This is a genomic window from Pseudomonas syringae pv. cilantro (genome assembly GCF_001293775.1).
Classification (GTDB): Bacteria; Pseudomonadota; Gammaproteobacteria; order Pseudomonadales; family Pseudomonadaceae; genus Aquipseudomonas; species Aquipseudomonas syringae_P.
Genome location: NZ_LGLN01000029.1, coordinates 36,029 through 59,097, shown reverse-complemented (window position 1 = coordinate 59,097; position 23,069 = coordinate 36,029). Strand labels below are relative to the sequence as shown.

22 protein-coding genes are annotated in these 23,069 nt (G+C 58.7%); 15 read left to right on the top strand and 7 right to left on the bottom strand.

The genetic code is table 11. The features are described 5' to 3' along the window. Genes ABJ99_RS05165 through yacG form a run of 3 tightly spaced genes read left to right on the top strand, consistent with a single transcriptional unit; the run spans position 1 to position 1,699 of the window. Entirely contained in the window at positions 1-873 is an 873-nt protein-coding gene (locus ABJ99_RS05165) for a prepilin peptidase (RefSeq protein ID WP_054084882.1), read from the top strand. Then, positions 870-1,493 (top strand): dephospho-CoA kinase, encoded by a 624-nt coding sequence (gene coaE / locus ABJ99_RS05160; protein WP_054084881.1) that lies wholly within the window; start codon positions 870-872, stop codon positions 1,491-1,493. Before ABJ99_RS05165 ends, coaE begins: the two co-directional genes overlap by 4 nt. Continuing rightward, on the top strand, positions 1,490-1,699 hold the full coding sequence (yacG, locus tag ABJ99_RS05155) for a DNA gyrase inhibitor YacG (RefSeq protein WP_007251656.1): 210 nt from the start codon (positions 1,490-1,492) through the stop codon (positions 1,697-1,699). Before coaE ends, yacG begins: the two co-directional genes overlap by 4 nt. 316 nt (positions 1,700-2,015) lie before the next feature. Here yacG and ABJ99_RS05150 read toward each other — a convergent pair whose 3' ends face one another. Beyond that, a complete protein-coding gene (locus ABJ99_RS05150) occupies positions 2,016-2,342 on the bottom strand; it encodes a hypothetical protein (protein WP_054084880.1) in 327 nt (108 codons plus the stop codon). Positions 2,343-2,536: 194 nt separating this feature from the next. Here ABJ99_RS05150 and ABJ99_RS05145 point away from each other — a divergent pair, with 194 nt between their 5' ends. The 12 genes from ABJ99_RS05145 (at position 2,537) to ABJ99_RS05090 (ending at position 14,239) form a co-directional block, all read left to right on the top strand. Continuing rightward, positions 2,537-3,166, top strand: coding sequence for a DUF1780 domain-containing protein (locus ABJ99_RS05145; RefSeq protein WP_054084879.1), 630 nt, complete (start codon positions 2,537-2,539; stop codon positions 3,164-3,166). Continuing rightward, entirely contained in the window at positions 3,163-3,696 is a 534-nt protein-coding gene (locus ABJ99_RS05140; protein ID WP_054084878.1) for an MOSC domain-containing protein, read from the top strand. Before ABJ99_RS05145 ends, ABJ99_RS05140 begins: the two co-directional genes overlap by 4 nt. A 214-nt stretch (positions 3,697-3,910) precedes the next feature. Further along, the gene (locus ABJ99_RS05135; protein ID WP_054084877.1) at positions 3,911-5,209 is read left to right on the top strand and encodes an NAD(P)/FAD-dependent oxidoreductase; all 1,299 of its coding nucleotides are present in this window, start codon (positions 3,911-3,913) and stop codon (positions 5,207-5,209) included. 282 nt (positions 5,210-5,491) lie between these two features. Next, positions 5,492-6,709 (top strand): methyl-accepting chemotaxis protein, encoded by a 1,218-nt coding sequence (locus ABJ99_RS05130; RefSeq protein ID WP_054084876.1) that lies wholly within the window; start codon positions 5,492-5,494, stop codon positions 6,707-6,709. Positions 6,710-6,718: 9 nt separating this feature from the next. Beyond that, on the top strand, positions 6,719-7,087 hold the full coding sequence (locus ABJ99_RS05125) for a response regulator (RefSeq protein ID WP_005895634.1): 369 nt from the start codon (positions 6,719-6,721) through the stop codon (positions 7,085-7,087). A gap of 49 nt (positions 7,088-7,136) precedes the next feature. Further along, the gene (locus tag ABJ99_RS05120) at positions 7,137-7,427 is read left to right on the top strand and encodes an STAS domain-containing protein (RefSeq protein ID WP_054084875.1); all 291 of its coding nucleotides are present in this window, start codon (positions 7,137-7,139) and stop codon (positions 7,425-7,427) included. A 47-nt stretch (positions 7,428-7,474) separates the two neighbouring features. Continuing rightward, a complete protein-coding gene (locus ABJ99_RS05115; RefSeq protein ID WP_054084874.1) occupies positions 7,475-9,589 on the top strand; it encodes a chemotaxis protein CheA in 2,115 nt (704 codons plus the stop codon). A gap of 30 nt (positions 9,590-9,619) precedes the next feature. Beyond that, complete coding sequence (locus ABJ99_RS05110; RefSeq protein WP_054084873.1) at positions 9,620-11,275, top strand: methyl-accepting chemotaxis protein; 1,656 nt, start codon at positions 9,620-9,622, stop codon at positions 11,273-11,275. A gap of 36 nt (positions 11,276-11,311) precedes the next feature. After that, the gene (locus ABJ99_RS05105; RefSeq protein ID WP_007251638.1) at positions 11,312-11,851 is read left to right on the top strand and encodes a chemotaxis protein CheW; all 540 of its coding nucleotides are present in this window, start codon (positions 11,312-11,314) and stop codon (positions 11,849-11,851) included. A 9-nt stretch (positions 11,852-11,860) separates the two neighbouring features. After that, the gene (locus tag ABJ99_RS05100; protein WP_054084872.1) at positions 11,861-12,670 is read left to right on the top strand and encodes a CheR family methyltransferase; all 810 of its coding nucleotides are present in this window, start codon (positions 11,861-11,863) and stop codon (positions 12,668-12,670) included. Further along, the gene (gene cheD, locus ABJ99_RS05095; RefSeq protein ID WP_054084871.1) at positions 12,667-13,200 is read left to right on the top strand and encodes a chemoreceptor glutamine deamidase CheD; all 534 of its coding nucleotides are present in this window, start codon (positions 12,667-12,669) and stop codon (positions 13,198-13,200) included. The genes ABJ99_RS05100 and cheD overlap by 4 nt, the downstream gene beginning before the upstream one ends. Next, positions 13,163-14,239 (top strand): protein-glutamate methylesterase/protein-glutamine glutaminase, encoded by a 1,077-nt coding sequence (locus ABJ99_RS05090; RefSeq protein ID WP_054084870.1) that lies wholly within the window; start codon positions 13,163-13,165, stop codon positions 14,237-14,239. The genes cheD and ABJ99_RS05090 overlap by 38 nt, the downstream gene beginning before the upstream one ends. A gap of 33 nt (positions 14,240-14,272) precedes the next feature. On the opposite strand, the gene ABJ99_RS28990 is transcribed toward ABJ99_RS05090, so the two are convergent. The 6 genes from ABJ99_RS28990 to ABJ99_RS05060 form a co-directional block, all read right to left on the bottom strand. Then, positions 14,273-15,481, bottom strand: a complete 1,209-nt coding sequence (locus tag ABJ99_RS28990; RefSeq protein ID WP_080378020.1) for a hypothetical protein — start codon at positions 15,479-15,481, stop codon at positions 14,273-14,275. Positions 15,482-15,649: 168 nt separating this feature from the next. Next, on the bottom strand, positions 15,650-16,453 hold the full coding sequence (locus tag ABJ99_RS05080) for a type III secretion system effector phosphothreonine lyase (protein WP_054084868.1): 804 nt from the start codon (positions 16,451-16,453) through the stop codon (positions 15,650-15,652). Between the two features lie 170 nt (positions 16,454-16,623). Then, positions 16,624-17,418 carry a cellulase family glycosylhydrolase gene (locus ABJ99_RS26645; RefSeq protein WP_259469589.1) on the bottom strand — a complete coding sequence of 265 codons (795 nt, stop codon included), beginning with the start codon at positions 17,416-17,418 and terminating at the stop codon, positions 16,624-16,626. 580 nt (positions 17,419-17,998) lie between these two features. Next, positions 17,999-19,591 carry an NUDIX domain-containing protein gene (locus ABJ99_RS05070; protein WP_230080985.1) on the bottom strand — a complete coding sequence of 531 codons (1,593 nt, stop codon included), beginning with the start codon at positions 19,589-19,591 and terminating at the stop codon, positions 17,999-18,001. Next, positions 19,545-21,695 (bottom strand): peptidase domain-containing ABC transporter, encoded by a 2,151-nt coding sequence (locus ABJ99_RS05065; RefSeq protein WP_054084866.1) that lies wholly within the window; start codon positions 21,693-21,695, stop codon positions 19,545-19,547. The genes ABJ99_RS05070 and ABJ99_RS05065 overlap by 47 nt, the downstream gene beginning before the upstream one ends. Then, positions 21,692-22,948, bottom strand: a complete 1,257-nt coding sequence (locus ABJ99_RS05060; protein WP_054084937.1) for an HlyD family secretion protein — start codon at positions 22,946-22,948, stop codon at positions 21,692-21,694. Before ABJ99_RS05060 ends, ABJ99_RS05065 begins: the two co-directional genes overlap by 4 nt. Between the last annotated feature and the right edge of the window lie 121 nt (positions 22,949-23,069).

Below are 23,069 nucleotides of genomic sequence, written 5' to 3'. Positions count from 1 at the left end.
ATGCCCCTCCTCGACCTCTTGGCCAGCTCGCCCCTGGCCTTCGTCACCACCTGCTGCCTACTCGGCCTAGTAATCGGAAGCTTCCTCAACGTAGTCGTCTACCGCCTCCCGATCATGATGGAGCGCGACTGGAAAGCCCAATCCCGAGAAATGCTCGGCCTCCTCGCCGAGCCGGACCAACCTGTATTCAACCTCACTCTCCCCAACTCCAGTTGCCCACACTGTGCGCACAAGATCCGCCCATGGGAAAACCTGCCGATCATCAGCTACGTGCTGCTGCGCGGAAAATGCTCGCACTGCAAAGCCCCGATCAGCAAACGCTACCCGCTGGTCGAGCTGACCTGTGCATTACTGTCGGCCTATATCGCCTGGCATTTCGGCTTTGGCTGGCAAGCGGCTGCGATGCTGGTGTTGAGCTGGGGCCTTTTGGCGATGAGTCTGATCGATGCCGATCACCAGCTGTTGCCTGACTCGCTCGTCCTGCCGCTGCTGTGGCTGGGCCTGATCGTCAATTCGTTCGGGCTGTTCACCTCGCTGAACGATGCGCTGTGGGGCGCGGTGGCGGGTTATCTGACGCTGTGGTCGGTGTATTGGCTGTTCAAGCTGGTCACCGGCAAGGAAGGCATGGGCCATGGCGATTTCAAGTTGCTGGCGATGCTTGGCGCCTGGGGTGGCTGGCAGATTTTGCCGCTGACCATCCTGCTGTCGTCGTTGGTGGGCGCGGTGTTGGGCGTGATCATGATGCGTATTCGCCGGGTTGAAAGCGGCACGCCGATCCCCTTTGGTCCTTATCTGGCGATTGCGGGGTGGATCGCTTTGCTCTGGGGTGGTCAAATAACCGACTCTTACATGCAGTTTGCCGGTTTCAGATGACTCACCCTGATCAAAAACCCTGGATTCTTGGCCTGACTGGCGGCATCGGTAGCGGTAAAAGTGCGGCAGCGCAGTGCTTTATCAACCTCGGCATCGACACCGTGGACGCCGACCACGCCGCCCGCTGGGTCGTCGAGCCCGGGCGCCCGGCGCTGGAGCAGATAGCAACGCACTTCGGCAATAGCGTGTTGCAGCCCAGCGGCGAGCTGGACCGTAGCGCGCTGCGCAAGCTGATCTTCGAAAATCCAGAGCAGCGACGCTGGCTGGAAGCGCTGTTGCATCCGCTGGTCAATCAGGAAATCGTCAGCTACCTGGCTAAAGCCAAATCGCCGTATGCCGTTCTGGTTTCGCCGCTGCTGATCGAATCCGGGCAATCGCGGATGGTGCAGCGCCTGCTGGTGATCGATGTGCCCCGGCAGGTGCAGGTAGAACGCACGATGCTGCGCGATGGTTCCAGCCAAGAGCAGGTCGAAGCCATCCTCAAGGTGCAGATCCAGCGCGACGAACGTCTGCGCCACGCCGACGATGTGCTGACAAACGACCGCGATCACGCCTGGCTGACCAGCGAAGTCGAGCGGCTGCACCACTTTTACCTTACTTTGCGTGGAGGCCAATCATGAGCCAACCAATGACCGTTCAATGCCCGACCTGCGATGCCCCGGTGGAATGGAGCGCCGCCAGCCCGAGCCGTCCATTTTGCTCCGAGCGTTGCAAACTGATTGATCTGGGGGCGTGGGCTTCTGAAGAGCATGCAATTCCGGTGAGCCCGGATGCTGAGGATGAGATGTTTTCGGGTGATCTGGAGGCTCCGCACAGGGGGCATTGATACATTCCAGGATGCATGCACACGTTCTGCGCTCATCGTTCTACTCAAATACAACTGACTCTCGTGCCACTCCGCGTTGGCAGGCATTTCGTGACGCTGCGCGTAACAAATCTGCGCCGCGCTGCACATTCCAAGGTTGAACGCAGAGCGTCCAGAAATGCATTCCCACGTGGAGCGGGAACGAAAATGATTGAGGTCAGAGTCCCGTTTTTCGGGCTCATTCCAGCACTCAGAAAACATCTCAGCGATGGAGAAAAATCGAAGGAAGCGATTTTTGGGTGCGGTGAAAAGACGTCACCGCACGGGCTACCCGTTTTTACTGAGTCTTTCCGGTAGCGCGAATGGAGTCCCACTCTGTAACAAAAGCAGCTTTCGATTTGCTATTGAAGAGGCAAAGCTCGGTACCTTGACGACCTTTCATATGCTTCTGCGGATACTGGCCTCGCATGAGGATAGCTGTATAGCCAACGCGGTCATCAAATTGAGCTGGAGTACCGACAGGTTTGGCATCTTTCAAACCACTGGATCTGATACAGCTTTCCAAGACGGCTTTGTCGTAAGCTACCCAAGCATCAGCGCTGGAAGCTTGAGCTTGAGTGGCAAGGGCAGTGAGGCAGAGAAAGGCAAGCGAGGCGGCTTTCATAGGGAGGGATTCTTTATCGATGGAATGAGCAGGGTTGGAGTTCGTCCCACAGAGTGTTCCAGCTCGGCGTAACAAAGCAAAGCTTTAGCCTGCTGAAAGGTTTTTCGCTTACTTTGGAGCCCTATGCAAAAACCCCCGAACTCAGCTCAGACTTTGTTTTTCACCTTCACATTTGAGCGGTAAGCTAGCGCCCTATGGATGACTCAGACTACCTGCGCCTGTTGACGATCCAGGCCGAACAAGCCAACGCCTTTCTGTCCAATGCGCGGAAGTGGGAGCGTGAGCGTTGGGTTTGTCAGAGGCTGTTGCAGGGGTTGAACATTGCGCATCGCAACGAGGACTTCACCCCGGCCAGTCAGGAGCCGCCCGACGTGCTGTTTCGTGACGGGCGCTTTGAGGTGTTTTTCGTGCTGGACGAGGGGCGGCGGCTCAATGATGAGTGGCGCGAGGAGTTGCAGCGACGACGAAGTGCTTTTTCGCTGAGCCAGCTGGTGCGTCGAGAGGCCAAGCCCAAGCGTATTCCGGCCTCTGAATTGCTGCACCGACTCGCCCCTACCCTGCACAAGAAATCCACCAATTATCGCGAACGCGGCATTGATCTGGGCCAGATGGACATCATTGCGTTCGCCAGTCTCAAGCGCGAAGTGCTCGATCTCAACAGTCATTTTCCGCCACCGACCGAGTATCTGCGGCAGGGCTGGCGTTCGTTGTCGCTGGTGGGGCCGACCTTCGCTCGGGTATTGTTCGCGCATCCGGGCGCTCCGGATTTTCTGCGGACCAATCTGGGCCGCAGTGTCGTTTTCGATGTGGGAATCAGTCTATGAGCCCGTTCCAGGAGTTGCTGGCCGATGTGCCGCAACAAGGCCGTGTGCGCTGGATCGGCGTGCGCCCGGAATCGCGCGCCGAGATGATCGAGCTGGACGCCGTGGAAGCGCGTCGCGAAGCGGGCCTGACCGGCGATCACTCGCGGCCCGGCCCGCGTAATGCGCGGCAGGTCACGCTGATTCAGTGGGAGCACCTGGCGGTGGTCAGTTCGTTACTGAGTCGACCTGCGGACAACCCTGTCGTGCCGCAGGATCTGCGCCGCAATCTGGTAGTCAGCGGCATCAACCTGTTCAGCCTCAAGAACCGGCGTTTCCGGATTGGTCAGGCCATTTTCGAAACCACTGGCTGGTGTCAGCCCTGCGCGAAACTCGAGCAGCGCCTTGGCCATGGAACGTTTCAGGCGGTGCGCGGGCATGGCGGAATCAACGCGCGAGTGCTACAAAGCGGCATCATCCGGCTAGACGATACCGTGCAGGTCGAGCCGCTCGACAGCAACGATCCCTGGCCTCCTGCCCGACAGCAGGCTTGAGGCGACGCATAAAGTGAGCAGACGCCTGAACCCGGAAGCGCAAAGGTGTGTCGAAGAGTACCTTCAGGCAACCTGGCCTCCAGTCGAGCGCGCCCCGCTCCTGAGCCAGGCGCTGATGATCAACCCGTTACCAAGCCGTCTGACGCTATGAGCTGCCTTGCGCTCGCGAAGATCGAGCTTCCCCCGAATTCCTTAAACCTTCCGAGTAATCCTTATGACGCATCGTATTGTTATCGTTGGCGGAGGCGCTGGCGGTCTGGAGCTGGCGACCAGTCTGGGTAAAACCCTGGGCAAGAAAGGTACGGCCAGCGTCACGCTGGTGGACGCCAACCTGACTCACATCTGGAAACCGCTGTTGCACGAAGTGGCTGCCGGTTCGCTCAACTCGTATGAGGACGAGCTGAACTACGTGGCGCAAGCCAAGTGGAACCACTTCCAGTTTCAGCTCGGGCGCATGACCGGGCTGGACCGTGCCGGTCGGCAGATCCATCTGGCGGCCACGCTGGACGAGAATGGCGAAGAACTGGTCCCGGCGCGCAGCCTGGGGTATGACTCGCTGGTGATCGCGGTGGGCAGCACCACCAATGATTTCGGCACCAAAGGGGCGGCGGAACATTGCCTGTTTCTCGACAGCCGCAAGCAGGCCGAGCGCCTCCACCAGCAGTTGCTCAATCACTACCTGCGTGCGCACGCAGGCCAGGCTGACAGCACGCAGGAAATCACCGTCGCCATCGTTGGCGCCGGTGCCACCGGTGTTGAGCTGGCAGCAGAACTGCACAACGCGGCGCACGAACTGGCGGCCTATGGGCTGGGTCAGATCAAGCCGGAAAACCTGCGGATCACGGTGATTGAAGCCGGCCCGCGGGTGCTGCCTGCGTTACCCGAGCGTATCGGCGCGCCCGTGCACAAGACCCTGGAAAAGCTGGGTGTGACCGTGCTGACCAATGCGGCGGTCAGTGAAGTGACGGCTGACGCTTTGATCACGGCTACCGGGCAGGTCATTCCGGCGAGCCTGAAAGTCTGGGCGGCGGGTATTCGTGCGCCGGTCTTTCTGCATGAGCTGGACGGGCTGGAGAGCAATCGCATCAATCAGTTGCAAGTGCTGCCGACGTTGCAGACCACTCGCGACGAAAATATCTTCGCCTTCGGTGACTGCGCCGCCTGCCCGCAGAAAGGCACCGACCGCAATGTGCCGCCTCGTGCTCAGGCGGCTCACCAGCAGGCGTCGTTGCTGGTCAAATCGCTGCGTCTGCGGATCGAAGGCAAGACGTTGCCGGAGTACACCTACAAGGATTACGGCTCGCTGATTTCGCTGTCGAGCTTCTCGGCGGTCGGCAATCTGATGGGTAACCTGATGGGCAGCGTGATGCTCGAAGGCTGGCTGGCGCGGATGTTTTATGTGTCGTTGTATCGCATGCACCAGATGGCGCTGTATGGCGCCTTCCGCACCCTGATGCTGATGCTGGGCAGCAAAATCGGCAAAGGCACCGAGCCGCGGATGAAGCTGCACTAAAGAGTCAGTCTCGTGCCAGCGCGCTGCGCTGGCACGTTTTTCAGGGCGCTGCGCAGCGTTACTGCCGACCTCTTCGCGAGCAATGTGGATCGTCGCCCCGGTCACTCCCGCAAGACCTGCGGGTGCTGACTTGCCGTGCCCGTAATACCAGCTACTTTTAATTGAATGCGCTTTCTTTCCACCCCGACCGGACGGAAGGCATTCCTCTGGCCATCAAGTTCGTCCCGATCACGCAGATAACCTTACAGTCGTTAACAGCAGTACTGTTCAAGGATCGAACCCATGACCTCGAGTCAATTCCGTACTACGCCCGCTCAAAGTCATCCGCGTTTCGCCTGGTTCCCGCTGATCCCTGTCATCCCCGCTGTCGCCTGGATACTCACCCAGTCGGGCACAACCTCGAACACTCTGATCGCCAGCGCTGTACTGATTGCCCTGGGCATCGGTGCCGGTGTGTGGGCAGCCCGTTCGCAAGGTCGCGAGGTGGATCTCGCTGTCGTCAAGGCGCTGGATCACCACCAGACGCACAATGCTCAAAACAGTGCGATGGCGGCCACCGCGCAGCTCAACGAGGTTTTTCTCGGGGCCATGCCGATCTGGGCGAAACAGGTTGAAAGCTCGCGCCAGCAGACCGAAACCGCCATCGTCGAGCTGACCAATCGTTTCACCGGTATTTCCGAACGTTTGCAGGACACCGTGCAGGCGTCGCAACACGCGGCCGGTGAACTGGATGGGCAGAATGCCGGCGGTGCGCTGAAAGTGCTGTCGCAGAGCGATAGCGAGCTGAGCCAGGTCATCGACTCGCTCAAGGCCACTCAGGCCAGTCGCGATCAGACGCTCTCTCAGGTGCGCAGCCTGACCGCCTACACAGGCGAATTGCGCACCATGGCTGCCGACGTTGCCGCGATTGCCGCACAGACCAACCTGCTGGCCCTCAACGCCGCCATCGAAGCTGCCCGCGCGGGCGAAGCAGGCCGCGGATTTGCCGTGGTGGCCGATGCCGTGCGCAGCCTGTCGAGCAAGTCCAGCGAGACCGGCCAGCAGATGTCGGCCAAGGTCGACATCATCAATAACGCAATTACCCAACTGGTCCAGGCCGCGTCCAGTGGCGCCGATCAGGACAGCCACTCGGTGACCGCTTCCGAACAGAGCATTCAGAACGTACTTGAGCGCTTTCAGAGCATTACCGGCCGCCTGGCCGAATCCGCCGACCTGCTCAAGCAGGAAAGCTACGGCATCCGCGACGAGATGACCGACGTGCTCGTCAGCCTGCAGTTTCAGGACCGGGTCAGTCAGATTCTGGTGCATGTACGCGACAACATCGACGCGCTGCATGCGCACCTGCTGCAAGCCAGCCAGTCGCCCGATCAGGCCGTCGCCATCGACGCCCGGCAATGGCTCGCGCGCATGGAGTCCACTTACGCGACAGATGAGCAACGCCGCACGCACCGTGGCGAATCGGCAGCGCAACAGCATTCACAGGAAATCACGTTCTTCTAGGAGTAGATCATGGCTAAGAGTGTATTGGTGGTCGACGATTCGAGCAGCGTCCGGCAGGTCGTCGGGATTGCTCTGAAAAGTGCCGGATACGATGTTATCGAAGCCAGCGACGGTAAGGATGCACTCGGCAAGCTGACAGGGCAGAAAGTGCACCTGATCATCAGCGATGTAAACATGCCAAACATGGATGGAATCACCTTCGTCAAAGAGGTGAAGAAGCTGGCCAGTTACAAGTTCACGCCCATCATCATGTTGACGACCGAGTCTCAGGAATCGAAAAAGGCTGAAGGTCAGGCAGCGGGCGCAAAAGCCTGGGTGGTCAAGCCATTCCAGCCCGCACAGATGCTGGCAGCGGTCTCCAAGCTGATCCTGCCCTGACAGGCGCTGCACCGAAAAGCAGCCCCGATGACAGGCCCAGGAGGTCAGCATGACGCTATCCGCCCAGACCACCGATGACCCTGCACGCGTGCAGATCGATGGCGAACTGACGATTTATACCGTGACCGAACTGGCCGCCCGAATACTGCCGCAGGTCGGCAGCGCCGCGCGCATGGAGGTCGACTTGTCGCAAGTCACCGAAATGGACGGTGCCGGCCTGCAACTGCTGGCGGTGATTCAGCGCGAAGCCGAAAAGGCCGGTACGGCGTTGCACATGACCGGCCAGAGCAAGGCGGTGACGGAAACCTTCGAATTATGTAATCCGGGTGTCGTGCTGTAGCGCGTCGATTGGCTGCATCGTTGAGTGATCGGACATAGGAAGTCATTGTGAGCATTAACCTCGATCAGGCTCAGCAGACGTTTATCGTCGAAGCACGTGAGCTGTTGCAGGCCATGGAGGAATCCCTCCTGCAACTTGAAAGCGAACCGGGCGATGTAGACGCGATTGGCGCCGTCTTCCGCGCGGCACATACCATCAAGGGCTCAGCCGGGTTGTTCGGGCTGACGCCGATCGTGAGCTTCACCCACATAGTCGAAGACGTGCTGGATCGTCTGCGCGAAGGCAGTGTGTCGGTGGACGCCGGGCTGATCGCAGTGCTGCTCAAATCCGGCGATCACATGCTCGAACTGATCGATGTGGTTGCCAGCCGTGGCAAACCGCTCCAGCCGCCAGCACTGGAGCGCGAAGCGGCGTTGCGTCAAGCCTTGCAGGTTTACCAGGCACCCGGCAACGCTCCGCTGGTTGAAGCCGTGCACTCGCCGGATGCGGCCGATGCCGAGCATGCCGAAGTCTTGTGGCACATCTCGTTACGCTTCGGCGTCGAGGTGTTTCGCAACGGCATGGACCCGCTTTCGTTCCTGCGTTACCTCAATACGCTGGGGACGATGACTCAGGTCAACACCGTGACCGACAACATTCCGCCGCTGGAATCATGGGACCCGGAATCCTGTCACCTGGGCTTCGAGATCGATTTCCTTTCTTCTGCCGGGCATGCCGCGATCAACGAAGTGTTCGATTTCGTGCGTGAAGACTGCGTCGTTGAAATCACCGCTGCCGATCACGCGACCGGCATCTCGACAGACAGCATCGAGCCTGTCGGCACTGAACTGGTCGCGCAGCCCGAGCACAGCAGCGTGGTAGCCAGCGGCGAATTGCTGGGCGACCAGCGTGCGGTGCCGCGCGAGCCTGGCGTGGCGACAGCGCTGGATCGGCCCTCGGCAGGCGGTGATCAGAAAAACAAGGACGGCCGTTATGTGCGCGTCAACGCCGACAAACTCGACGAGCTGATCAACCTGGTCGGTGAACTGGTCATCGCCAGCGCCGGAGCCAGCCTGCTCGCCAAGTCGTGCGACAACGACCCGCTGCAGGAAGCCAGCTCGACCGTGTCGGGGCTGGTGGAGCAGATTCTTGACGGCGCGCTGCACCTGCGCATGATCCCCATCGGCGACACGTTCAACCGTTTCCGCCGCGTGGTGCGTGATGTCAGTCAGGAACTGGGCAAAGACATCGACCTGATCATCAGTGGCGCGGAAACCGAACTGGACAAGACCGTTGTCGAAAAAATCGGCGATCCGCTCATGCACCTGCTGCGCAATTCCATGGACCACGGCATCGAAAGCGCCGAAGCCCGGCGTGCGGCAGGCAAGCCGGCCAAGGGCCATTTGAGCCTCAATGCTTACCACGACTCGGGCAGCATCGTGATCGAGATTGCCGATGACGGTGCCGGGCTGAATCGCGAGCGTATTCTCGCCAAGGCCCAGCAACGCGGGCTGATCGCCGCCGGCGCGAGCCTGACCGATCAGGAAATCTACAACCTGATCTTCGAGCCGGGGTTTTCCACCGCCGAAGCAGTCACCAACCTGTCCGGGCGCGGCGTCGGCATGGACGTGGTCAAGCGCAACATTACCTTGCTGCGCGGCACGGTCGACCTCGACAGCCAGCCCGGTCAGGGCACCATCGTGCGCATTCGTCTGCCGCTGACGCTGGCGATCATCAACGGGTTTCTGGTCGGTTTCGATCAGTCGACCTACGTGATCCCGCTGGACATGGTGCAGGAATGCATCGAGCTGGATGAACAGGATCGTCAGGCCAGCCGGGACAACGGTTATCTGGACCTGCGCGGGGAAGTGTTGCCGCTGGTTTACCTGCGCGAGCACTTCAATCACGAAGGTCCGGCCGCGCGTCGCCAGAACGTGGTGGTGGTGCGCTACGCCGAACACAAGGCCGGGCTGGTGGTGGACGACCTGCTCGGCGAATTCCAGACCGTAATCAAGCCTCTGGGCAAGCTGTTTGGCGCACTGCGCGGCATCAGCGGCTCGACGATTCTGGGCAGCGGCGCGGTGGCGTTGATTCTCGACGTACCGGCACTGCTCAACCAGATCGTACAAATGGACGCACGCGCAGCACAGCCCCCTCATTCGCTCTCGCCCGCTTCTCGCTGACGGATTTGCAATTCCAAGGAGTAACCCCCGATGAAATGGTTTTACGATCTGAAGATTTCCACCAAATTGATAACCTCGTTTCTGGTGGTTCTGGCGTTGACCGCAGGCATGGGAGCCTTTGCGATTATCCAGCTCGGCCAGGTCAATCATGCCGCTCAGGACATCAAGGAAAACTGGATGCCATCCATGCGCGCGGCTGCGGGCATGCGCTTCTACGCGGCCAGTTACAGATTGAAGGAGAACCGCCATATTGCCTCCGACGCCGCTGCGGAGAAGGCCCAGATGGAGCAAGAAGCCGCAGAGGCGCGCAAACAATTCGAAACGCGCCTGGCCATTTACGACAAACTGGTTGTCAGCGATGACGATCGTCAATTGTTCAACAGCCTCAGCGCATCATGGGCCGCCTATCTGAAGGTCAGCAACGATCTGTTCGATCAGTCCCGACAGAACCTGGAAGCTCAGGCGCGTGGGTTGCTCAGGGGCGAATCGAAAACGCACTTCGATGAAGTGACCACTCAGTTGCAAAAGATGGTCGAGCTGAACGATGCAGGCGCGACTGCCGCTGGAGAAAAAGGCTCGCAGCTGTATGAAACCGCTCGTGTCTCGATCGTCGTGGTCCTGATTGCTGCGTTGCTGATCGGGCTGGGTCTGGCGCTGTTCATCGCGCGGATCATTTCCCGCCCGCTCAAGGAAGCCGCGACGGCCGCCGAACAGTTGGCAGAAGGCAATCTCAACGCCTACATCGGGCACGGCTCCAAAGACGAAACAGGCATGGTGCTTAACGCCATGCGGAACATGGTCGGCAAACTGGCGCACATCATCGGCGAAGTGCGCAACGCCGCCGACAACCTCGCCAGCGCGTCGGAGGAAGTCAGCGCCACCGCGCAGTCGATGAGCCAGGCCACCAGCGAACAGGCTGCCAGCGTTGAAGAGACCAGCGCATCGGTCGAGCAGATGAGCGCCAGCATCAACCAGAACACGGAAAACGCCAAGGTCACCGACGGCATGGCCAGCAAAGCTGCCAAGGAAGCGACCGATGGTGGCGAATCGGTACAACAGACCGTGGTGGCGATGAAGAAGATCGCTCAGCGCATCAGCATCATTGACGACATCGCTTACCAGACCAACCTGCTCGCGCTCAACGCCGCTATCGAGGCGGCCCGCGCCGGTGAACACGGCAAAGGCTTCGCGGTCGTGGCTGCCGAGGTGCGCAAGCTGGCTGAACGCAGTCAGGTGGCCGCTCAGGAAATTGGCGAGCTGTCTTCGAGCAGTGTGGAAATGGCCGAGAAAGCCGGCAAGCTGCTGGACGAAATGGTGCCGTCGATCAACAAGACTTCCGATCTGGTGCAGGAAATCAGCGCGGCGTCCGAAGAGCAGGCGGCCGGTGTCGCGCAGATCAACACCGCCATGACGCAACTCAATCAGGTCACCCAGCAGAACGCATCGAGCAGCGAAGAACTGGCCGCCACAGCGGAAGAAATGAGCAGTCAGGCCGAGCAATTGCAGCAATCCATGAGTTTCTTCACCCTCGACGCGTCGTCAAGGGCGATGGCGCAAAACAGCCCTGCCGACAGCCACAGCAGCCCGCCCCGTCAGCCGCCACGCCACGTGCAGCACGCGCCGCGCAAAGCCTTCGCGCACAGCATGGCCAGCGCGCCGGACGAGTCGGAATTCACGCGTTTCTGATCACCGGCTTCGATACCGATTCACAGGGAGAACGACATGGGCTCATTGGTCACGACTCGGCAGACCGCAACAGCGGTCGAAGAAGAGGCGCAGTACCTGACTTTCATGCTCAATGGCGAGATGTTTGCCATCGGCATTCTGGGCATCAAGGAAATCATCGAATACGGCAGTCTGACCGTCGTGCCGATGATGCCCGCCTTCGTGCGCGGCGTGATCAACCTGCGCGGTGCGGTGGTGCCGGTGGTCGATCTCTCGGCGCGCTTCGGGCGCCAGAACTCGGACATCACCCGTCGTTCTTGCGTGATCATCATCGAGGCCAGCACCGAGGACGGCCAGCCGCAGGACATCGGGCTGCTGGTCGATAACGTGTCGGCCGTGCTGGAAATACCGGCCTCGCAGATCGAACCACCGCCCAATTTCGGCGCGCGGATCCGCGCGGACTTCATCAGCGGCATGGCCAAGGTCGATGGCAAGTTTGTGATCGTGCTGGAGGTCGAGAAGGTGCTGTCCATTGATGAGATGTCCAGCCTGGCTGAAGCCGGTCAGGCACCGGCGCTCGACCTCGACGCGCATTGAGGCCCGGACATGCCTGACACAGCGTCGCTCAATGACCGCGAATTCGGCCAGTTCCAGTCCTGGCTGTACCGCGCTGCGGGCATCAAACTGACTCCGGCCAAGAAAGCACTGGTCGCAGGCCGCCTGTTCAAACGCCTCAAGCATTACGAGCTGGAAAGCTACGGCGAGTATTTCAAGCTGATCATGACCGACCAGCGCCATGGCGAGCTGCAAATTGCCCTGGACCTGCTGACCACCAACGAGACTTACTTCTTCCGCGAACCCAAGCACTTTGATTTTCTGCGCCAGCAGGTGCTGCCACATGTTTCGCCGGGCAAACTGTTCAGGGTCTGGAGCGCTGCCAGTTCCTCTGGCGAAGAACCCTACAGCCTGGCGATGACCCTCGCCGAGCACTTGGGCAGCGCCCCGTGGGAAGTCATCGGTTCCGACATCAGCACCCGCGTGTTGAGCAAGGCGCGCAGCGGTCACTACCCCATGGAGCGTACCGAGACGCTGCCGCAACCTTTGCTGTTCAAATATTGTCTGAAAGGCACGGGTCGCCAGGACGGTACCTTTCTGATCGACAAATCGTTGCGCAGCCGGGTCAGCTTCGTGCAGGTCAATCTCAATGAAACGCTGCCTGATCTGGGCGAGTTCGACGTGATTTTCCTGCGCAACGTGATGATTTATTTCGATCAGGAGACCAAGAGCAAAGTGGTAGCGCGGCTATTACCGCGTCTCAAATCCGGTGGCTATTTCATTATCAGCCACTCGGAAAGCCTGAACGGTGTGAACGACATGCTGAAAATGATCTCACCTTCGATTTACCGCAAACCATGAACACGCTCGTCGGCGTAGCCGAGAGAGTATTGGCGCCCGGTGACGTGGTCTTCGAGACCCGACCTGCGCGCCTGCGCACGTTGCTGGGTTCATGTGTGGCGATCACGTTCTGGCACCCTTACAGGCACATTGGCGGCATGTGCCATTTCATGCTGCCGGGGCGCATTCGCAAGCATCAGCCCCTGGACGGCAGGTACGCTGACGAGGCGATGGAAATACTGATCCGTCATGCGCTGGCCAACGGCACCCTGCCCGCGGAATATCAGATCAAACTGTTCGGCGGCGGCGAGATGTTCCCCGCGCAGCGTCTGGATCAACAGATGCACAATGTCGCCGACCGCAATATTCATGCGGCACTGGCACTGGCCGAGCAACACCACCTGCAACTGATTGCTCAAGACATGGGCAGCACCGGACATCGCACTATCATCTTCGACCTGTGGGACGGAAACGTATGGGTCAGGCACCAACCAATGGAAGCAATTGAAAAAGATGCCAAACAAAAAAATCAGCGTACTGCTGGTCGATGATTCGGCGGTAGTTCGTCAGGTACTCGTGGCGATTCTCAACGACACACCCGATATGCATGTCATGGGCGCGGCGTCAGACCCGATCTTCGCCATGAGCAAGCTGGCCCAGGAATGGCCCGACGTCATCGTGCTGGACATCGAGATGCCGCGTATGGACGGCATTACTTTCCTGAAAAAAATCATGAGCGAGCGCCCGACGCCGGTGGTCATCTGCTCGTCGCTGACCCAGAAAGGCGCGGAAACCTCGTTGCAGGCACTGTCTGCCGGGGCGGTGGAAATCATCACCAAACCCACCACCGGCCTGAAAAACTTCCTGATCGAATCGGCCGCCGAACTGGTGAGCGCGATTCGCGCGGCGGCCAACTCCAATGTCAAAAACCTTGGCAAGCGCACCGCTGCCCCGGTACTGAACCCCGCCAGCAAACTCACCGCTGACGCCATCCTGCCCGCCGCCAGCGGTCACGCCATGGCGCACACCACCGAACGCATCGTCGCCATCGGCACGTCTACCGGCGGTACTCAGGCGCTGGAAGCGGTGCTGACCGCCCTGCCCCGCGTCTGTCCCGGCATGGTCATCGTCCAGCACATGCCGGAAAAATTCACCGCCTCGTTCGCCGAACGCCTCAACAGCCTGAGCCAGATCGAAGTACGCGAAGCTAAAAACAACGACCGCATCCTGCCCGGCCTGGCCCTGATCGCGCCGGGCGGCAAACACATGATGGTGACCCGCAGCGGCGCCTACTATCACGTCCAGGTCATCGACGGCCCGCTGGTCAATCGGCACCGCCCGTCCGTCGACGTGCTGTTTCGCTCGGTCGCCAAGTTCGCCGGCAAGAACGCCACCGGCATCATCATGACCGGCATGGGCGACGACGGCGCACGCGGGCTCAAGGAAATGCTTGATGCTGGCGGCTCGACCGTCGCCCAGGACGAGGCCAGCTGCGTGGTGTTCGGCATGCCCAAGGAAGCGATCAAACTGAATGCTGCACAGCGGATTATTCCGTTGCAGGAGATTCATCAGGTGATCTTGCACCGATAACGTTCGAAGGCTTCCCGATCAGATCAAGACACGTCAGCGTTCGCCATAAGCAAGCCGCCCGCTGACTGCAAAACCTTGCTCGAGCATCACGATTTTTTCCGGCTGAAAGTAATGCCCTGGATTGAGCAGAATTTCCTGCTCACCCGCCTCGCTGATGCTCATATCCGGATTGTGAGCATCCTGAATGGCATCCACGTGGATACCCGCAACGTGGTCGGCCTTGAAGCGGAAAAAGATCGACGATGCATCAACGCGATTGCTCTGCAGATCACGCAGCGTTTGACGACGCAACACTTCAGATGAAAGGTCACCGCTTGAAAGGTCCACCGTATACCTGGCTATGCCCAACCCTCGCTCATCCGACACACTGGAGAATTCTACTGCCGCGTCCGCGCTGGATGTCGTACTGAGAAAACCGTTGAACCGCAACGCTTTGCCCGAGAGCAGAGCTTGCAGCGCAGACTCGCCATTGAGCTGAGTCGTGAACAGATCGTCATGCCCTGTCGCACCTTTCAACAGAGAGACACCTGAAATACGCGGAGCGGCATGAATAAACTGTCGTAAAAGAGCCGTTTGTGGCGCCAACTGTGTTTCGATGTGGGTTTTGTGAATTTCAAACTCCTCGGCGTTCAGTTCGCCCGCCTCGTAATGTCGAGCAAAATCACGGACAAAATTATTCACCTCGGCTTCGTTGTGGTATTTAGGGTCGAGGGATTGCAAGTAGTGGCTCAGTGAGTGATAGCCCATCGCGCTGATATTCATCAGGTAGTTATCGCCATAATCCTGCTGATAGATATGCAATGCATCAACGACTTGCCTGCCCTGCGAGGGTGAATAGCGGCTAAAGTGCTGCAGACTGTTATGTGCAATCCTGCTTTTTTCTGTCGGGAAATTATTCAGCTGATTGTTGAGAATATGCTGTTTTTCAAGCTCTGCCGCGTGCGCCAGTCGGTGGCGCTGATTTAAAACCTGATGGGCAGAGGCAGGCGCTATGCCTCTTTGCCCCAATTGCGTGGTGTGCGCTGTGTGGCGGGTTGCAAAGGCAGACGCAAACCCTGTCCGGTTAACGGCGGTTAACGGAACAGAATACCCCCCGATGACAGCCGTCGTATTTCCAGGTCTGGCAACACGGTGAACGCCTTGTAAGCTTTGCTGCGCGCGAGACGTGGATGCCTGGTGATGGGAAGGCTGATTGTAGAGGTAAGCCTGATTGGCAGAGTATTGAGACACTGGATGTGGCATGGAATATTTCCTGTAAAGCGCGTCGTTGTGCGACGGCGTTCGTTCTATTTTTTAAGACGTGCTTTGTAAACACGCTCAGGTAGTGCATGGGGTAATCACACTCTTTGGAGAAACCCGTCATGGGCTTTAACGGAAGTCGCTATGGGTGATGGTCACAGCCAGACTTGTTCAGCGAGTCCAGGGCGGTGGCATCAGCGAACGGCTTGACGCGCCTGATTTCACGGGCGAAGCAGCCACGTCGGGAAATGAAACCAATTGGAAAAACGGCTCCTTTTCCAATTCATTGGCCTGGCTGGAGGATCCCGTTCTTTCGCTTCTGTGTTCATTGCGATAAGACGCATACGCCCAGTGCCCGGGCGCTACATCCGATGCAGGGCGATTATTGCTTTGCTGTACGCCGGCTGCGTGCAACTCACGCTCGATACTGCTGATCATGCCCCGCATTTTCCCCATGTATTCGGGGCTGTAAGTGTTGTCCGCGCGATCAGGTTTGGCGTACAGCGTGAATTGAGCCCCCTGCGTAACACGCGCATGTTGAGGCGGCGAGTAGGTATGTACGCAACTCATGTCGGTCACTTTCCACCTGTCGACCGGGCTGTCGTCGGCTTGCAGTAGCTTGCCTATCGCATCAAATGCGCTGGCAACATGTCGGGGCGCCACACTGAGGTGAAACTTGTCACCGACAAAGTCGCCCTTGCTCCTGGGCTCTCTGCGGTCCATATGGATAAACATGTCGGTGCCCGTCATTTTGAATTGATTGACAGCCGTCCAGCCACCATGATTTTCACCCAGCGCGCGCTGTGCGACCTCGTAAGTGGGTGCACGGTGATTCAAGGCAAAACGAGTCTGAGTGTTGGCAAGTACCTCCCCCTTATTCATGCGACCCAGTCCAGCCCCCGTGTCTTTTTTGACAGGTGGTGAAGTCAACTGGGTGTTCAGCCTCAAACTGAGCATGGGTTTGCTTACGGGCATAACGTTGTTTTCCTGCTTTCTATCGAGATATTGAAATGCAGGGGTGGCGACGCCGTTGAATCTCGTCGCCCCCCTTTTTTATTCAGGAGCCTGAATTGATCGACAGCGACTTTGCGGGTAACCCCGGCGACGGTCTGTTGTTCAGCGTTACCAGACTTCCATAAACACTGTCAAGTGAATTGATCGTCTTTCGAGAAGCCGACATCGTGTTTGATCTTGCCGTCCCTGAACTGGTCCATCCACGGCAGAACATCGGCGCCAGCGGCTTTCAGCGCGTCCATGTTGTCCTTCACGGCCTGGTTGGCCCCGTCGCGCTGCTCGAAGTTGCCGCCCCCGGTCCAGTTGGCGTTGCCGACTTCACCGATCTGAGGTTTGAAGCCCGCGCCCTTCAGTGCCTTGATCTCCGACGACAGACGCGAAGACGCGTCAGCACCGCTGGCGTATTCATGGATGCTGCCGATCAGGCCGGGGTTGTTACTGCCGTTGGCGGCTTTCAATTGATCAGCGTATTTGACCAGTCCGCTTTCCCCGCCGGCTGTCAGACCGCCACCCCAATTGCTGTCCTCCACCACGATTTCGCCTTTGTAACCGGCATCGCGTGCAGACTTGATCAAGGTGCTCTGCATGTCTGCCCAGCCCTGGGTGGCGCTCCTGCCACCCTCATTGAACGTGTTGAGTACAAAGCTTGGGTGTTTTCCAAGTGCAGAAACTACGTTTTTGACATCGTCAGCGGCCTGTTTGAGTTTATCGCCGGACAAGACGTTGCCACCGCCGCCATTTGCGTTGTCACGAAACGTGAACTGAATCTTGACCCCCTGCTTGTCACCGGCGTCGACCATCGCTTTGAGCTTGGCCATCTGCGCCGGGTCATTGATCTGGTCGTGAGTCATCTGGATACGGAGCGTTCCACCTCCGGAATTTTTCACGTCTTCGACCATTTTTTGCGCCGCTTCTGGAGAAGCAATCCGGTCAGGGACAGTATTCGCGCCACCATGAGCACCCAGGCCAACGTTATTGAGCGGGCGGGCATCATCAGACTGTCCAGACACGTTTGAATTCGGGGTCTGACTGGCAGCATTACCGGAAGAAGCGGCAGCCCGACCTGGCCTGGACGGGGCAGAGGATCGGTTCTCGGAAGGGTCACTTGCAGAGGAATGACCCAGCAAACTTTTTAGTACCGCATAAATGAGCGTCATCAACGCATCGATAACGTCACTTTGATCTGTTTCACCGGCTCGCCCATTCTCTGTAGTGGCGGTTTTCGGTTTGCAATTGCCCCAACTGACCGCGTTCGGCGAATGGCCGGTCCTTTCTGCTGGAAGAAAATGCACGGCATTGCTCGACGATTTCCCGGGATAGTCCGGGCTCGGAGCGTGATTGCCCGAAGAGACAGGTAACCACACCGGGCTATTGTTGCTTACAGGGGTGTTCATACTCATTTCATTACTCCTTACCTGTGGAGGTAACGCGTTTGGGTGAACTGGTTTTTTTTGCGGGGTTTCCAGAATCCTCTTTATCGTCTGTCAGCGCTCAAGCAGATGAAATTCATTTAAAAGGGTTCCTTAGGCGAGCCAGTACCGCGTCTCGCAAGATGGCAGTGTCCACCGCGCTGGACAGCAGTTTTTCGGCCTCTGTAATTTTTGCCAGCTTGACGCTTTGAGATTCAAAGCCCATATCGGACGGCGTTCCATCTACGCGCTTGGCAAGGTAATAACGAGTCCGTGATGTCGTTCGGTCGTAATCACCAATAAAACCGTGGAATTCAACTTTAAGCCCCGTCTCTTCGTAGACTTCCTTGAGCGCATTGGTCCTCAAATTCAGACCGGCTTCCTGCTTTCCCTTCGGAAAAGCGTGCGTTGCGCCGAACGGGTGGTTAGTCGGCTCGGTGACCCATATCCTGCCGTCAGGCTCAAAAATTATCGCTCCACTGGCGGGAGCAAGATGATTGGAAAACTTGAATTCGGGCTCTTTGAAGTCGACAGCACGGGTTTTAACCCGACGCCAGCCCTCCAGTGTATTGGGGGGCGTCCATGATCTGAACGGTATGTTGCTCAGGCTGCCACGGACAGGACAGTGGGGTACAAAAACGGCTGTTGCAAATGAGTCACCCCAGGCACGCACATCGCTGGGTGACGTGGGTTTTTTAACAGTGACGACATGGCCTTCCTCGTTCTTTTTACGATGAATATGAGGAAGCGTCTGTTTCATATCGACAAGCCACTTCTTCCGGCTGATCAGTCTTTTACCGAGTTCAATGCGTTCGCTGTGATTGCCAGGGCCGTGTGCTGCGCAGAATGCGGCAATACGCGCATCCGGTATTTTTTCTATCGCGGCAATCCCGATTCGGATTTCATCGAGTTCGATTTTCCTAAAGGCACGACTGGACGTGTTTTCTTCACGAGACAGCATCGTGACCAGCTCCATTGGTGTGGTACCGAACTGATTACCCTTGTGTCCCCCTTGGGCGCGAAAGACCAGCGCGCCGCCAAGGTCGATGCGCACAGGTTTGTTACGGTGATTGAAGATGACATTATCCCCCGTCAGACCGATGACATCCCAGTTCGCCAACCAGGCATCCACAGCAAAGCCGCACCTCAACTGGCTACTTTTTTCTATCGTACCGAGGTCTTTTTGATTCCCGCCTATCAGTTTGGAAATCAATGCCGGTTTACCGTTGCGGGACGCCAGTTCTATGTCAGGAACATCAATTCCTGCGGCACGGTACAGTTTGGCGGCCAGCACCTCGTTGCGAAGCCTATTGGTTGAAGGGTTCGTTTTCACATACCATTTAACGCCGTCGGGAGCTTGAAACAACCCACCTGGATTAGAGCCCTTGGCGCCAGAGAGTTGTTTCCACTTGTCAGTCTCGATGACGGCGAGTTCGCCTCCCCTTTTGGACCGCCCTAAAACAGTCATGTTGACGACAATGAACTCACCGCTTCGGCGAGCATGCGTAATTTCGTACCGGTTGGTGATGTCCAGAATAACTTCATGCTCACTTTTGCTGGCCACCGATAACGGCAACCGGCTCTGACTGAGTGTCACACCCTTTGCACCACTGTGATTGAGCGCGGGAACGGCGGGCATCGCGTCACGGCTCGGAGCCCTGCGCTGACGGCTCGTCAAGCACAGGGCCATCGTAAGCAATGCGACCATTGGCAAGCGCCACGACCCGACCCGCCGCACGTATGGTTTCCGGTCGGTGGGCGACAATGATCCGGGTGATGTTCAACGCCTGAAGCGCCTGATTGACCGCCGCTTCGCGAGCGATGTCCAGATGGCTGGTCGCTTCATCGAGAAACAGCAACTGCGGTTTTTTATACAGCGCGCGGGCCAGCAATACGCGCTGTTTCTGGCCGCCGGACAATACCGTGCCCATATCGCCCACCAGCGTGTTGTAGCCCATCGGCATCTGCGCAATGTCATCGTGGACGGCAGCCAGCCGTGCACACTGCTCGATCCATTGCTGATCGGCGCCGGTCTCGAAAAAGCTGATGTTGTCGCCAATCGACCCGGCGAACAGCACGTCATCCTGCAGTACCGTGCCGGTCAGGCGCCGCAGCCTGCTGACATGCTCAGGTCCGACCGGCAGGCCATCCAGCAGAACACTGCCCGCGCCAGGTGCCAGAATGCCGAGCATGACGTTGAGCAGGGTGCTCTTGCCGCCGCCCGACGGGCCGACGATGGCGACCGACTCGCCTGCGCGGACATGGATCGACACACCGTCCAGCACGTAAGGCTCATGCTCGGAATAGCGAAAGCGCAAATCACGCACTTCAAGGCTGGGCACTTTCCCACTGCTGAATTCATCGAACGCATCCAGGCCAGAAACCGGCTCGGCATCCTGCAGCACAATGTCGGCCAGGCGCTCGCCATGCAGGCGCAGCATGATCACGTCGACGATCTTATCGATCAGCCCGGCGACGCGGCCGTTGAATTGTTCTTTGTACGAATTGAATGCAATCAGCATCCCGGCGCTGAACTGCCCCTCCAGCACCAGCCTGGCGCCCAGCCAGATGACAATGATCGTCACCAGCCCGAACAGCACGCCATTGAAGGTGCGATAGGCCAGTTGCAGTTTCTGGGGGTGCAGGCCGGCGTTGATTTCCTCCACCAGCAAAGCGCTCCAGGCGCTGCAACGCTGCTCATGACGATTGAACAATTTGATGGTGCGCACGCCGCGCACGCTTTCCAGAAAGTGCGATTGTTGACGCGCTGCATGGACCAGCTGATTCTCGCTGGCACGCCGCAACGGCCCGAACCAGACCCAGCGCGCCAAGGCATAAATCACCATCGCCACCACGGCCACGAGCGCCAGCTTCGGGCTGTAGGCAATCATCAGTCCCAGGGTAATGACCGTCATCAGACCGTCGAGTATGGCTTCGATGAACGACGTGGTGACCGTCTGCTGGATCGACTTCAGAGAGCCGAAGCGCGAGACGATATCGCCCAGATGGCGGCGCTCGAAAAACGCCACCGGCAAACGCAGCAGATGAGTGAAGACATTAATCTGCCACTGCGAGCCGAGCATCGTGCCCAGGTACATCAGCGCCCACCCACGGGCCAGCGCAACGGTGTGCTGAATGATCAGCAGAATGCCGAACCCGATGGCCAGCACCGCCAGCAGGTCCAGATCGGCACTGACCAGCACCTTGTCGATCACGGTCTGCATGAAGAACGGGCTGAGAATGGTGCACAGCTCCAGCGCCAGCGCCAACAGCAGCACGTGGGTGAGCACCCGGCCAAACCCTTGCACTCGCCCCAGCAGCTTGCGCAACGGAATCGGCGGCCGGGCGGCGGCCGGCTGGAAGTCACTCTCGGGCCACACCTCCAGCGCCACGCCGGTAAAGGCCGCCGACACCTCATCCAGCGACAGTTTGCACAGGCCACGCGCTGGATCATGCACCACTACGCCCTGCGCAGTGACTTCCTTGAGCACCACAAAATGGTTGAAGTTCCAGTGCAGCACACAAGGCAGTTGCAGTTGACCCAGCGCACTCAGTTCGACGCGCAATGCCCGGCTGCCCAGCCCGAGTTGCGCGGCCATGCGGGTCAGTTGCTTGAGGTTGACGCCTTTCATCGATGGCGAAAGACGTTCACGCAGGGAAAACAGGTCGCTGTGTTGTCCGTGGTAACCGGCAATCATGGCCATGCACGCCAGGCCACACTCCGTGGCTTCGGCCTGCAGTACCACCGGCAGTTTTCTTCCGACCCCGAAAGTGAACGCATTTTTCAGGTTCAAAGTCGCTTTCCTATTCCGCGCAGAGGCTCGAGCAGCCACTCATAGAGCGGCAGCTTTTCCTGCATGATGTCGGCGTCCAGCTGCATGCCGGAGCGCAAACGGTCGCGCTTGCCCTGCCCCTCGATGGTTTGAGACGCCAGCGCGACCGTGACCCGATAGAAAGGCCCCTGCTCGCGCATCTGTTCGGAGACATTGCCCAGCGTCATGACTTCGTCGGCTGGCAATGCGGTACGTGAAATCGACGAAACCGTGCCCGGTTGCAGGCCGAAGCGCTGATAGGGATAGGCCTGGTAACGCAACATCACGGTATCGCCCGCACGCACAAAGCCCACCGAGCGGCTGGGCAGGTACAACTCCGCGTGCAGCTTTGCATCGGCGGGCACAATGCTCAGCAGCGGCCGCGCACTGTCGACCCGTGAACCATTGGAGACCGAGAGAGCGGTTGCCTCACCGGCCGTTGGCGCAGTGATCAGGATCTCCCGTTTGGTTTCACTTTCAACCAGTTGGTCCTGATTCTCGGCCAGCCTGCGTTGCAGGTCGGCCAGTTGCTTGCTCTGGTTGAACGGCAGCTCGACCAGCTCCGCGCGCAGCCGGGTGCTTTCAGCGCGCACGGTCAGCAGCGAGCGATTCAGTTCTTCACCGCGCAAGCGCATGTCCAGCACGGCGTCTTCCTTTTCCTGAAGCTGATCACGCGACACGTAATCCTGGCGTTGCAGGTTGGCGTAGCGTTCGGCAATCCCTTTGGTCAACGCCAGCCGCTGACGCGCCAGGTCGATTTGCGCAAGTATTTTCTGCTGCTCGGTTTCCAGCGCTTCGACCTGACGCTTTTTGCCCTCCAGCTCCTGCTGATGCAGGGCCAGGGTCTTGTCTATCTCCTGAATCAGGCTCTCCTGGCGGCGTTTGATCGACAGGCTGATGGCCCGCTGCGCACCGCCCGTTTCGCCGTTTTGCGTATCGCTGGACAACGCCATCAACACAGCGTCGGCATTTACCGGCTGCCCCTCGGTGATGCCCAGGTTGTTGACCACGCCGGCTTGCGGCGCATAGATCCTGATCAAGCCTGCTTCAGGCAGCAGCACACCGCTCGCCGCAGTGCGTTTGGTGTAGGTCGCGAAGGTCAGAAACAGGCCCATGCACATGCAGAACAGCAGCGCGACGGCGGCGGCCAGGCGCATCGATACCGGGCTGACCAACAAGACCGTACCCAACGTACTGCGCTTTTGTGCGGCGAGCGCTTCAGGCCGAAAGAGCATGGACATGCGTCGCGTCAATCATCAGGAATGCGCCATAAAAACCATGGAGGCTCGACAGTGGTTCAGTAACAGCGGGCAAATAGAGGCCTGATACGTTCATGCAGCCGTTACGTTAATAACG

Excerpts from the sequence above, each read along its gene's own strand:
- ABJ99_RS05060 (WP_054084937.1), bottom strand. The coding sequence starts at position 22,948 with ATGCTCTTTCGGCCTGAAGCGCTCGCCGCACAAAAGCGCAGTACGTTG.
- ABJ99_RS05130 (WP_054084876.1), top strand. The coding sequence starts at position 5,492 with ATGACCTCGAGTCAATTCCGTACTACGCCCGCTCAAAGTCATCCGCGT.
- coaE (WP_054084881.1), top strand. The coding sequence starts at position 870 with ATGACTCACCCTGATCAAAAACCCTGGATTCTTGGCCTGACTGGCGGC.
- ABJ99_RS05135 (WP_054084877.1), top strand. The coding sequence starts at position 3,911 with ATGACGCATCGTATTGTTATCGTTGGCGGAGGCGCTGGCGGTCTGGAG.
- ABJ99_RS05070 (WP_230080985.1), bottom strand. The coding sequence starts at position 19,591 with ATGGCCCTGTGCTTGACGAGCCGTCAGCGCAGGGCTCCGAGCCGTGAC.
- yacG (WP_007251656.1), top strand. The coding sequence starts at position 1,490 with ATGAGCCAACCAATGACCGTTCAATGCCCGACCTGCGATGCCCCGGTG.
- ABJ99_RS05100 (WP_054084872.1), top strand. The coding sequence starts at position 11,861 with ATGCCTGACACAGCGTCGCTCAATGACCGCGAATTCGGCCAGTTCCAG.
- ABJ99_RS05120 (WP_054084875.1), top strand. The coding sequence starts at position 7,137 with ATGACGCTATCCGCCCAGACCACCGATGACCCTGCACGCGTGCAGATC.
- ABJ99_RS05140 (WP_054084878.1), top strand. The coding sequence starts at position 3,163 with ATGAGCCCGTTCCAGGAGTTGCTGGCCGATGTGCCGCAACAAGGCCGT.
- ABJ99_RS05150 (WP_054084880.1), bottom strand. The coding sequence starts at position 2,342 with ATGAAAGCCGCCTCGCTTGCCTTTCTCTGCCTCACTGCCCTTGCCACT.
- ABJ99_RS05125 (WP_005895634.1), top strand. The coding sequence starts at position 6,719 with ATGGCTAAGAGTGTATTGGTGGTCGACGATTCGAGCAGCGTCCGGCAG.
- ABJ99_RS05165 (WP_054084882.1), top strand. The coding sequence starts at position 1 with ATGCCCCTCCTCGACCTCTTGGCCAGCTCGCCCCTGGCCTTCGTCACC.
- cheD (WP_054084871.1), top strand. The coding sequence starts at position 12,667 with ATGAACACGCTCGTCGGCGTAGCCGAGAGAGTATTGGCGCCCGGTGAC.
- ABJ99_RS05145 (WP_054084879.1), top strand. The coding sequence starts at position 2,537 with ATGGATGACTCAGACTACCTGCGCCTGTTGACGATCCAGGCCGAACAA.
- ABJ99_RS05090 (WP_054084870.1), top strand. The coding sequence starts at position 13,163 with ATGCCAAACAAAAAAATCAGCGTACTGCTGGTCGATGATTCGGCGGTA.
- ABJ99_RS05110 (WP_054084873.1), top strand. The coding sequence starts at position 9,620 with ATGAAATGGTTTTACGATCTGAAGATTTCCACCAAATTGATAACCTCG.
- ABJ99_RS05105 (WP_007251638.1), top strand. The coding sequence starts at position 11,312 with ATGGGCTCATTGGTCACGACTCGGCAGACCGCAACAGCGGTCGAAGAA.
- ABJ99_RS05080 (WP_054084868.1), bottom strand. The coding sequence starts at position 16,453 with ATGCCCGTAAGCAAACCCATGCTCAGTTTGAGGCTGAACACCCAGTTG.
- ABJ99_RS28990 (WP_080378020.1), bottom strand. The coding sequence starts at position 15,481 with ATGCCACATCCAGTGTCTCAATACTCTGCCAATCAGGCTTACCTCTAC.